Source organism: Vibrio sp. 10N.222.46.A1 (assembly GCF_041473595.1).
Classification (GTDB): Bacteria; Pseudomonadota; Gammaproteobacteria; order Enterobacterales; family Vibrionaceae; genus Vibrio; species Vibrio tasmaniensis_A.
The window spans coordinates 1-10,918 of record NZ_JBFRSN010000329.1; the positions used below are offsets into that span (position 1 = coordinate 1).

At 43.5% G+C, this 10,918-nt stretch carries 10 protein-coding genes and 1 riboswitch; of the genes, 3 read left to right on the forward strand and 7 right to left on the reverse strand.

All coding sequences use genetic code 11. The features are described 5' to 3' along the window. The first annotated feature begins 429 nt into the window (after nucleotides 1–429). A complete protein-coding gene (locus tag AB4496_RS10820; protein WP_009848258.1) occupies nucleotides 430–882 on the forward strand; it encodes an RNA-binding protein in 453 nt (150 codons plus the stop codon). Here the strand turns inward: AB4496_RS10820 and murI are convergent. From murI to AB4496_RS10835, 3 genes are read right to left on the reverse strand one after another with little or no spacing between them, the layout of a single operon-like run. Beyond that, nucleotides 845–1,651: a glutamate racemase gene (gene murI, locus AB4496_RS10825; protein ID WP_009848257.1), complete on the reverse strand. Its 807-nt coding sequence runs from the start codon at nucleotides 1,649–1,651 to the stop codon at nucleotides 845–847. The two genes, AB4496_RS10820 and murI, sit on opposite strands and share 38 nt — an antisense overlap. Nucleotides 1,652–1,711: 60 nt before the next feature. Beyond that, a complete protein-coding gene (locus AB4496_RS10830) occupies nucleotides 1,712–2,377 on the reverse strand; it encodes an ATPase (RefSeq protein WP_009848256.1) in 666 nt (221 codons plus the stop codon). Nucleotides 2,378–2,425: 48 nt separating this feature from the next. Further along, on the reverse strand, nucleotides 2,426–4,186 hold the full coding sequence (locus AB4496_RS10835; RefSeq protein ID WP_009848255.1) for a TonB-dependent receptor domain-containing protein: 1,761 nt from the start codon (nucleotides 4,184–4,186) through the stop codon (nucleotides 2,426–2,428). A 39-nt stretch (nucleotides 4,187–4,225) separates the two neighbouring features. Then, nucleotides 4,226–4,429, reverse strand: a riboswitch (cobalamin riboswitch). A 154-nt stretch (nucleotides 4,430–4,583) separates the two neighbouring features. Here AB4496_RS10835 and trmA point away from each other — a divergent pair. Beyond that, nucleotides 4,584–5,693 (forward strand): tRNA (uridine(54)-C5)-methyltransferase TrmA, encoded by a 1,110-nt coding sequence (gene trmA, locus AB4496_RS10840; RefSeq protein ID WP_009848254.1) that lies wholly within the window; start codon nucleotides 4,584–4,586, stop codon nucleotides 5,691–5,693. A gap of 82 nt (nucleotides 5,694–5,775) precedes the next feature. Here trmA and AB4496_RS10845 read toward each other — a convergent pair whose 3' ends face one another. Both AB4496_RS10845 and fabR read right to left on the reverse strand, forming a co-directional pair. Then, on the reverse strand, nucleotides 5,776–6,147 hold the full coding sequence (locus tag AB4496_RS10845; RefSeq protein WP_004736696.1) for a YijD family membrane protein: 372 nt from the start codon (nucleotides 6,145–6,147) through the stop codon (nucleotides 5,776–5,778). After that, on the reverse strand, nucleotides 6,147–6,788 hold the full coding sequence (gene fabR, locus AB4496_RS10850) for an HTH-type transcriptional repressor FabR (RefSeq protein ID WP_009848253.1): 642 nt from the start codon (nucleotides 6,786–6,788) through the stop codon (nucleotides 6,147–6,149). The genes AB4496_RS10845 and fabR overlap by 1 nt, the downstream gene beginning before the upstream one ends. 327 nt (nucleotides 6,789–7,115) lie before the next feature. On the opposite strand from fabR, the gene sthA reads away from it, so the two are divergent. Then, nucleotides 7,116–8,516 carry a Si-specific NAD(P)(+) transhydrogenase gene (gene sthA / locus AB4496_RS10855; RefSeq protein ID WP_009848252.1) on the forward strand — a complete coding sequence of 467 codons (1,401 nt, stop codon included), beginning with the start codon at nucleotides 7,116–7,118 and terminating at the stop codon, nucleotides 8,514–8,516. A gap of 96 nt (nucleotides 8,517–8,612) precedes the next feature. Here the strand turns inward: sthA and dinF are convergent, their stop codons facing one another. Both dinF and AB4496_RS10865 read right to left on the reverse strand, forming a co-directional pair. Further along, nucleotides 8,613–9,968 carry an MATE family efflux transporter DinF gene (gene dinF, locus AB4496_RS10860; RefSeq protein ID WP_032555306.1) on the reverse strand — a complete coding sequence of 452 codons (1,356 nt, stop codon included), beginning with the start codon at nucleotides 9,966–9,968 and terminating at the stop codon, nucleotides 8,613–8,615. A gap of 141 nt (nucleotides 9,969–10,109) precedes the next feature. After that, nucleotides 10,110–10,918 (reverse strand): class I SAM-dependent methyltransferase (locus AB4496_RS10865; RefSeq protein WP_372130937.1); only part of this gene is annotated, 809 nt, incomplete at its 5' end.

The window sequence follows — 10,918 nt, forward strand, 5'->3', positions numbered from 1 at the left end:
AATAACGTTTTGATATTCATCAACGAGTGCCCACACAGATTGATAGGTTTAAATTGTTAAAGAGCTCTAGCGTTTTGTGACTTACATCTCAGTCGCTAGGGGTGCGTACTATACCTGCACCACTTAGAGAGTCAAGGGTTATTTTCAAACTCTTATTCTCTACCGATTTCGCAGCGTGACTTTCGTCTCACTCCTTGTCGGTGAGGCGGCATTATAGAGAGTTCGATATAGAGCACAAGAGCTTTTTTAAATAAAAGTTTTGTTCGCCTAAAAAGCCACCACATCCGCATTTTTCGAATAAAAACTAAACATTTGAGACGTATCACAGCAATACATTGGCAAAATGGAAGCCATGAACGTAAGATTCATGTGTCTATTTTGTTAATGGTAGATGCGTATATTTCGTTTATTAATATGTAGTATTCCGATATGAACTCAAAAAAATCGATGTTGTTAATTGTCGCGCTAGCTGTATTGGGCGGCATTGTTTTCTCTCAGGTAGATATATCGCCTGCAATTACCTTTATCCTTGGTGTCTTGGCTTCCGCTTTTGTTGTTAATTTTTCAAGCACCAACTCAAAATCAGAGTCAGAACCTAAGGCTTCAACAAAAACACTTTATGTGGGTAACCTTCCATACAAAGCGAATGAATCACATGTACGTGAATTGTTCTCTGAATATGGTGAAGTATTTGCTGTACGTTTAATGAAAGACAAACGTACTGGTAAAAGAAGAGGTTTTGGATTTGTTGTTATGGCAAGTAATGATGTGAATCATGCTATTTCAGAACTTAACGATAAAGATTACATGCAACGTACTTTAAAAGTACGCGTTGCAAACGATCCTAAACATCCAGAAACGGACGAAGCTGAGCTGAGCTAAACCCTAACCGCTTCAGCATACTATTTAGTGCACTTTCTTTTTTAGGAAGTGCACTACAAAAAGCCTCACGCACTCCCCCTTCTTCAGTACTGCTCTCTAAATCCAATAAATCTTGAACCCGCTTAGCAATAGCCTTACCTGAATCAATCAACATCACGTTTTTACCTAGCACTTGCTGAATCTCTGATTTGATCAGTGGGAAATGAGTACACCCTAAAACAGCCACATCAATTGTGTTGATCATTGGTTGAAGGATTTGCTGCAGCTCTTCAAGGTTAATCGCCTCTCCTCGGAGTTTATCTTCGGCCATATCCACCAGCTGAGTAGAACCTAAAAGCTCAACTCTTTTATTACTAGAGAAGTTTTTGATGAGCTCGTGTGTGTATTCACGAGTAATCGTTGCGGGTGTTGCAATAAGACCAACGGCTTTATTGGCAAGTAGCGATGCTGGCTTGATTGCCGGAACAACCCCGACAATAGGGATTGGGTTATTAGCCCTTAGTGTAGGTAACACAATTGTACTTGCTGTATTGCAGGCTATCACCACAATATCAATAGCGTGGCTAGCCACAAAACTGGCGACGATGCTTTGAACTCTGTGGATAAGGACTTGCTGGTCGAGCTCACCGTATGGGTAAGCCTCGTTATCGAATACATAAGTATAGTTATGATTCGGTAGTAAGTGGCTTATCTCTTTATATACGGACAGACCGCCAACTCCAGAATCAAAGATCAATATGTTTTTTTGTATGCTTTCCGACACAACCATTACCTGTAATAAGTTCCGTTGCAATGATACCCCTTCACTTAGTTTTCGCCAATCATCACTCTACATAATGCAGGCTCGGTAGCGTTGATGCACAAAGCGCTCACCCTGATCTACATTTTCCAGCTCTATCTTAAGCCTTCCTTTAAAGCATGGCGCTGACGTTACTAAAGTATGGAACTCACCATCTTCGCCGCATGGGTCGACGTGACTCGGTAAACTGTCGATTAGCTCAAACGTGTATTCTTTCCCGCAATAGCTCATGTCTAATGCATCGGTATCGACCGTGACGAGAAAGGTTTCGATTCCTCTGTCTATTATTTCACTCGCAAGTACCTGACTGCTCTCTCCCATTAGGGGAAACACACACTCCCAACCAGCTGGCTCTATATAACTTCTTCGGTAATCGGCAATGCCATTACAGAACATATCTCCAAACGCGACCGCATCGATTGATAAACTAGAATCTTTAAGTACCGAGACAATCGTACTTTGATAAACCTCATTACTTGGGAAGACTTCCGGTAGCTCAATCATGATTAATGGTAAACCGACCAATCGAGCTTGCATTGCAACTACCTCAATAGGAGTGACCTGGAAAGGAACTTCATCTCCAACATACGTAGTATACAGAGCAACAACTTCATACTCGGTGCTTTCAAGTAGGCGCTCTAACGTTAACGTAGAGTCTTTTCCTGACGACCAACTCATGACGACTTTCTTTTTCATTGATATATCCAATAAGAAGAAACCGCCCGAAGGCGGTTTAGTTGTTAATTAGAACTGGTAGTCAGCGTTTATAAAGAAACTTCTTTCTTGTGTTTCATACCCTTTGGCTAACGTGTAATCTTTATCAAAAAGGTTAGCAATACGCCCTCTCATTGTGAAATGATCCGTCACAAAGTAGCTCGCAGCTATATCTACTAGCGAGTACTCATCTAACTCAGCATTGCCGCTATCCATACGTTTACCTTGATATAAATAACTCAAGTCCGCCTGCCAGTTGTCCGCAAAATACGTCACGTTCCACTTAGCATTTTGTTTCGCTCTACGTAAAAGTTGAGACCCATCGCTTTTATCTGTCGGGTCCATAAAGTCAAGGCTAACTTGGTGAGAAAAACTTCCTGTATCGAATTCTCCCGATAGCTCTAAGCCTTTAATTTCAGCGACACCAATGTTTTTTGAAGGCCATCCAACTATCATGTTTTTAATATCATTTTTGTAAGCCGATACTCTCCAATCAACCAATGATTGATGGGCTTCGAACGCGACTTCATAGTTTTTTGACTCTTCAGGTTTCAGCGTTGGAACACCTGAGCCCGGCCAATATAGTTGATTAAATGTAGGTGCTTTAAATGCCGTACCAGCATTAGCCGTCACGCGATAATTAGCTGCTAACCAATATCCTAAACCCGCTTGCCATGTCGTATTCTTGCCGTAGCGTTGGTTATCGTCACCGCGTAAAGCTAATTCAGCTTGTACGGCTTGGTTGTCATAAAAGCCACTAACATATAGCGAGTTATTCGTACGAGATTTCTCGGCATAGTCTTTTGAGGACTCTGATACGTCATCTTTAGACCAATCAAGACCCGCACCAATAGAAACTTCATTGTTCACAGTGAATAAATTTGTGAAAGCAACGGCCTGGTGGTCCGTTTGATAAGTACTTTTGTAGTAATAATCTTTACTAGAATCTTGAGCTTTACTTAAAGAAAAGTTGCTCGACAACGTTTCTCCAGTATAACTAAGACGGCCAATTGCACTGTAAAGTGTCTGATCTTTTGTAGCATTTTTCGGATCGTACTCTGTTTCACCATCCGAGTAAGTAGAATTAAACTTAAGCTTAAACTCGTCATTCAGCTTATGAGTTATCGCAAGTGCTAGCTCAGTCACTTCATGTCCATCTGCGTCTTGATCACCTGCTGAGTTTTGAACAGAAAACCCATCAGTCTCTGCTCGCTTTACAGCTACAGAACCACTTGTCGAGTCTGTAATATTACCAGACACTGCCACACTGCCTTTTTTGTATGAATCAGATCCAAACCCTACGCTAACTTTTGCTTCTGAACTTGATGTGTCTGTAATAATATTAATTACACCACCAATCGCATCGGCTCCATAAATTGCTGCTCGAGGACCACGCACAAACTCAATGCGCTGAACACCAACTAGTGGAATAGCAGCAAAATTTGCTCCTCCTGATGTTGCACTTGCTGTTTTTACGCCATCAATAAGTACTAAGATGTGGTCAGAGTTAGTACCTCTAACAAAAACACTCTGCTTTTGTCCGTAACCGCCGTTGCTCGCTACCTGAATACCAGGTAAACGACGTAGTACTTCGTAAATATCATTAGCTTGAATCGCTTCAATCTCTGCTCGAGTAACAACTACAACAGGTAACGTTGTACTTTGAGTGCTTTGCTCAAAACGGTTAGCCGTAACGACCATGGTTTCGTCAGCAGATGCTTCTTGTGCGTGTAAATTGGAGATAGGTGAAAGCAGCGATGCTACAGCAACCGCTAAAAGGGATTTGTTCATGTTGTGATCCTAAATCGCGTAAAGTCCTACCAAACCACATTGTATGGCTTAGCCGCTGGCAGGTATTCGGACTTAAGAGCACAACCTTTCGGTTACCTAATATTCGACTTCCCACAAAATGCTATTTGCAGTGTCTATGAATACTCGTTCTCTTTTACCGCTGCGCGTCAGTTCTGGATTTTCACCAGATTCCCTCTTCAGCCATCTATACATCCACATGGCACCAGCTTGCCGGAAATAGTATTGACCTATGAATCATTTGTCTAGTCTAAGATAGTTATAAGCTATAGTTTTCGTCGTCTATTTAGACTGAATGGCTCTCAACACTGGACAAGCGCCTGTGATTGAATAAAATCTGCGCTCTTGATTTAAAAGCACGATAGCAAAAGGCATAACAATGGCGAATTTAGAAGTAAACCCGCAACGCTACCAAGAACAACTGGCAGAAAAGACTGAGCGTCTTACTGAAATGTTCTCAGAATATAATGTGCCTGAGCTGGAAGTGTATGAATCTCCAGAACAACACTACCGCATGCGTGCAGAGTTCCGCGTGTGGCATGAAGGTGACGATATGTATTACGTCATGTTCAATCAAGAGACCAAAGAAAAATACCGCGTAGACCAGTTCCCAGCGGCTAGCCGCCTGATCAACGACCTAATGCCTCTATTAACGGATGCAATGAAGGACAACCACTCTCTACGCCACAAACTATTCCAAGTAGACTTCCTTTCTACATTAAGCGGCGAGATTTTGGTGTCACTGCTTTACCACCGCCAATTGGGTGAACAGTGGATTCAAGATGCTAAAGCACTTAAACAGCAATTAAACGATGAAGGTTTTAACCTAAACCTGATCGGCCGTGCGCGTAAGATGAAAATCGTACTGGACCGCGACTACGTTATCGAAAAGCTAGATGTGAATGGTGATAGCTACATCTACCAGCAAGTTGAGAACAGCTTTACTCAACCAAACGGTAAAGTAGCAGAGAAAATGCTGGAGTGGGCTGTCGACTGTACTCAAGACAGCAAAGGCGACTTGCTTGAACTTTACTGTGGTAACGGTAACTTCTCACTAGCACTGGCACAGAACTTCGAACGTGTACTGGCAACAGAACTAGCGAAGCCGTCAGTAGAATCTGCGCAATACAACATCGCAGCCAACAAGATTGAAAATGTTCAGATCATCCGCATGTCTGCGGAAGATTTTACCGTAGCAATGGAAGGCAAGCGTGAATTCCGTCGTCTACAGCAAGCGAACATCGATCTTAAGAGCTACAACTGCAACACTATCTTTGTTGATCCACCGCGTTCAGGTATGGATGTCGATACTTGTAAGATGGTTCAAGGCTACGAGCGTATCATGTACATCTCTTGTAACCCTGAGACATTGAAAGAGAACCTAGACATTCTAAGCGAAACACACGACATAACTCGTTTTGCTCTATTTGACCAGTTCCCTTATACGCACCACATGGAAGCCGGTGTATTCCTAGAGCGTAAAGCGTAAGCCTAGCTCTCTAGGTCGAAGTCGAAGCAGCAGATACAAAAAAACGAGCCAATTGGCTCGTTTTTTTTATTTATAGATTGATTTAAGCGGTTTTACCGATAAAGCCTAGCTTCTTACCTACCCAAGCGAGCAGTAGCATCGCAACGATAATCGCAAAGAAGTTTGACCCGGCATCAGGGTGTTGTGCTTTCACAAAAGCCGAGTGGCCAAATGCACCTACAAAGAAACAAGCTAAACCCACTAACGGAATATCTTCAGATACTGGATTTGTTAGGTATTCTTGGTATAGCGCTTGTACAGCCAACACTAAAGCAATCAGCGGGAAAATAGAGAAGCCCACTTCGCTCATTGTTACCCAAGATAGCAGTGCATCACCACACACACCTGCTACAACAGCAAGTACGAGTGTCTTTCTTTCAGAACCACGGTTTACAGTATTATTTTCATTCGACATTATTCAATCCCGCCTTTTAATCGGTTACGTTCACGTTCTTTACGATACCAAAAAGCCCCTTTGGCCATCATTCGCAATTGCATGATCAAACGCTCAGCCAATTCATCTCGCTGACGTCGATCTAAATCTAATGCTTCTGCCCCTGAGTTAAAAACCAAGATGACGGAGGCTTCCGCTTGAGTAAAAGCTTCGTCTCTTGTCATGCCAGTCGTTATCAAATATTCGGTTAACTCAGCAGAGAAGTGCTGTATCTCACGAGCTACCGCTGCACGAAACTCAAATGAAGTTCCTGAGCGCTCCCGCAATAACAGTCTGAATACGTTTGGGCTGCTTTCAATGAATTCCATAAAGGTTTCAACCGATGTGCGAATCACGCTGCCTTCTTTTACTATGCGTTGCCTAGCTTGACGCATCAACTGACGCAACAATAAGCCACCTTCATCGACCATGGTTAAGCCAAGCTCATCCATGTCTTTGAAATGGCGATAAAAGGAAGTCGGAGCTATTCCAGCCTCACGAGCGACTTCTCTCAAGCTTAGATTAGAAAAACTACGATCGGCACTGAGTTGGCTAAATGCCGCATCAACTAAGCTACGACGAGTCTTTTCTTTTTGCTGTGCGCGAATGCCCATTGGTTTCATACTTTATCAACATCTTCTTTTACAGCCTAAACAGGCATGTCTAATACTCTATTCAATATAACGCGAATCACTTACTTATATAAGGCACTCTGGTTATATAAGACACTAAACACACCTCTTTGTTCACGTATCGAAGTAAATACGTTCAAAGAAAACATTTCAATATCCGCACCGTCATTTGGAGACATACGACATACCAAATATTATTTTTTCAGTAGCATGACGTGATCTCACCGACTCTCTGATGCCCTTTTCATGTACCCAAGAACAGAATCAGTTAAAATCTCGCTAAAGCAATGTTAATCAAATATAACAAGGAAGATATCTATGTCGCACTCCAACCACTTTGATGTAATCGTAATTGGTAGTGGCCCCGGAGGAGAAGGGGCAGCGATGGGATTAACCAAAGCCGGGTTGAACGTTGCTATCATTGAAAAAGAGAGCAGCGTTGGTGGTGGTTGTACCCACTGGGGGACTATTCCTTCCAAAGCACTGCGTCATGCCGTAAGTCGTATTATTGAATTCAACAGTAACCCTCTGTTTTGTCAGAACAATAAAAGTATCCACTCAACATTTTCCAATATTCTGGGGCATGCTAAATCGGTCATCGACAAACAGACTCGCTTGCGCCAAGGTTTCTACGATCGCAACCAATGCACGTTAGTCTTCGGTACTGCACGTTTTATCGATACCCACACGATCTCCGTAATGCAAAGCGACGGTACTGAAGAACACTACAGCGCAGACAAATTTGTTATCGCGACAGGTTCTCGTCCTTATCAGCCAGACAACGTCGACTTCATGCATGAACGTGTCTACGACAGCGATTCAATTCTTTCTCTTAAACACGATCCTCAGCACATCATCATCTATGGTGCTGGTGTTATCGGCTGTGAATATGCCTCTATATTTCGCGGTTTAGGCGTTAAAACCGATCTCATTAATACTCGCGATCGCCTGTTGTCCTTCTTAGATAACGAAACCTCAGATGCACTTTCTTACCACTTCTGGAACAGTGGTGTTGTTATTCGTAACGATGAGACCTTTGAGAAAATTGAAGGAACAGATGATGGTGTAATCATTCATCTCGAGTCAGGTAAAAAAATGCGTGCCGATTGCCTACTGTATGCCAATGGTCGAACGGGTAATACTGATAAACTGAACCTTGGTGCGGTTGGCTTAGAAGCGGACTCTCGTGGACAAGTATCAGTCAACAGCAACTACCAAACCAGTGTTGAACATGTTTACGCTGTCGGTGATGTGATTGGGTATCCTAGCCTAGCAAGTGCTGCTTATGACCAAGGTCGATTTGTGGCCCAAGCAGTGGTGAAAGGTGAAGCAGAACGACACCTTATCGAAGACATCCCAACAGGTATCTACACCATTCCTGAGATCAGCTCTGTCGGTAAAACCGAGCAAGAGCTTACTGCAGCTAAAGTACCGTATGAAGTGGGACGTTCTTCATTCAAGCACTTAGCTCGCGCTCAAATTGCAGGTAAAGATATTGGTAGCTTGAAGATACTTTTCCATCGTGAAACTAAAGAGATTTTAGGTATCCACGTGTTTGGTGAACGTGCCGCTGAAATCATTCACATTGGCCAGGCGATCATGGAACAAAAAGGCGAAGCCAACACCATCGAATACTTTGTGAATACCACCTTTAACTATCCGACGATGGCCGAGGCGTATCGCGTAGCAGCGCTTAACGGACTTAACCGTTTGTTCTAAACAAAGAACCAACAGGACTATTTGACCACCTGTAGGCCAAATACATAAACAGCAAGCCATGAGCTTGCTGTTTTATTTTTCGTTCTCTGAACTAAGCTAGGCGAGAAACTCACCTTTCTTCCACTGAGAAATAAATAAAACACCGAGACCGATGCCACGCACCGCCATAAAGCTCAACATTGCTAGCCACAGCGCATGGTTATCAAAACCTGATGCTAAGTAGAAAATTACGAAGAAACTGCAGGTCGCAACAAACATACTGTTACGCATATCTTTGCCTTTGGTTGCGCCTACGAAGATACCGTCCAGCAAGAAGCACCACATTGAAACCAGTGGCATTGCGATCAACCAAGGCAGATACACCTCAGCTTGGCTTTTTACATCTGGGATAGTGGTGATCATATTAATTAAATTAGACCCAGCGATCGCGAATACTGTGGTCAGCACCAAACAAATATTAAAGCTCCAGAAGAAAGTACCAATTAAAGACTGATTAAGCTCTTCTTTATCTTTCGCGCCTATCGCCTTACCAACCATAGCTTCCATTGCATAGGCAAAACCATCCATCCCATAAGAGATGATCATCAAGAAACTCATTAACACTGCATTGGCCGCAACAACATCATCGCCAAAGCTTGCACCTTGGAAGGTCATGAAAGTGAAAGTCGTTTGTAGGCATAGTGAACGAAGGAAGATATCGCGATTCAGTTTTACGAAACGACTCAAACCTTGACTGGTTTTCTTAAGCAGATCCCATGGCGATGGTAACTGCTTCTTCACCCAGATTCGGTAAACACAAATCAGGCCAAATGTTAAACCGGCATAATCAGCCATTACAGATGCCAATGCTGCGCCTTCCACTTGCCAGCCGAGGCCAATCACAAATACGATATCTAAAACGATGTTGGTGATATTAGTAATGATCACCATCCACATGGGTGCTTTGGCATTTTGGGTTCCGAGTAACCAACCTAACAGCACAAAGTTAGTCAACGCAGCAGGCGCACTCCATGCTCGGATAGAGAAATATTGCTGACCATAGTGTTTCACTTGGTCACTGGCACTACTCAGAGAGAAAACCGCATCCGCAACAAAGCTATGCAATAGCAAGAAGAAACCAGCAAACCCTAGTGCCATGGTCACGCCTTGCACAAAGACTAAACCAAGTTGCTTGCCATCGTTCGCCCCATAAGATTGCGCGGCCAGTCCCGTCGTCGACATTCGTAGGAAACCAAGCAACCAAAAGGTCACGCTGATCATAGTCCCACCCAAAGCGACACCACCTAAATACCAAGAATGCTCTAAGTGACCGATAACCGCAGCATCGACTAAGCCCAACAGTGGAACCGTAATATTAGAAAGAACCATCGGGATCGCGAGCAACAGCACTTTTTTGTGCATCGCCTGATTGGATAACGTTTGAAAAATAGTTTGGGGATTAAATAACTTCACGATCACCTCTTAGATTAGAGGCGATAGTTTAACCTAGTGAGTGGGCTTTCACTATGGTGTGGGGAGGCGCTTGCCTTTTATCGATAACGAATAGCTATAACGAGGCAAGTATTCAGATACCTGCCAACAGAACCGCTAGCACTACCACTTAACAAGCACTAACTGCGGCGTTAAACGCTTTTTGACCTGAGAGATTTTACAAAGAAGTCGCTGCCACAATTTCCAACGATTACACTGCTGGTCAAGTGGAGAAAACGCTTTTACCCACTGAGCCCATGGCAGCCAATTAAGGACGCTGTCTATCGGAGAAGATAAGCCATGTGCGTATTTTCCAGAACCGAGCTTTTGCCCCAGAGCACTAGAGCTTTTATCTCCAGCTAACACTAAACACGCATGTGCGTGGGTAAAATAACGACTCAAAGATTGAATAAAGTTCGCCGTCTGTTGTTCATTACAATCCAGCAGAGCATGTTCACACACCACCATCACTGAGGCTTGTTCTGGAATATTAAGTTCATCCAACCAGGTCAGGTCATCCACCGAGCCACACTCTAGACGGTAGCGTTCATTCTTGTGGAACAGGCGTTGTCGCCAAACTAAGTTCTCGGTTACATCTAGCTCAACCCAATGACAGCGGCCATTATCTAAACGGTAGAAACGGGTATCGAGCCCTGCTCCCACGTTAATAATCCAAGCATCTGGGTTATGAGATAAAAACTGTTGAACTTGAGAGTCACAAAGTTGAGTCAGTGTCGCGTAAAGGAGTTGTTGCTGGTCGAGTTCACCGGTAAGGCATTCAGGTGCGAGTTGGCAACGCTTGCAGGCTTGTGCTGCAATAGGGTCATAAACAAGACCGTCATCGGCTAGGCTTTCGCGGCTGCGAAACCAAAGGTGTTGAACAAGATTCGTCGGTACTTGGAATTCTTGATGTGCTGACCCGAGATCAGAAG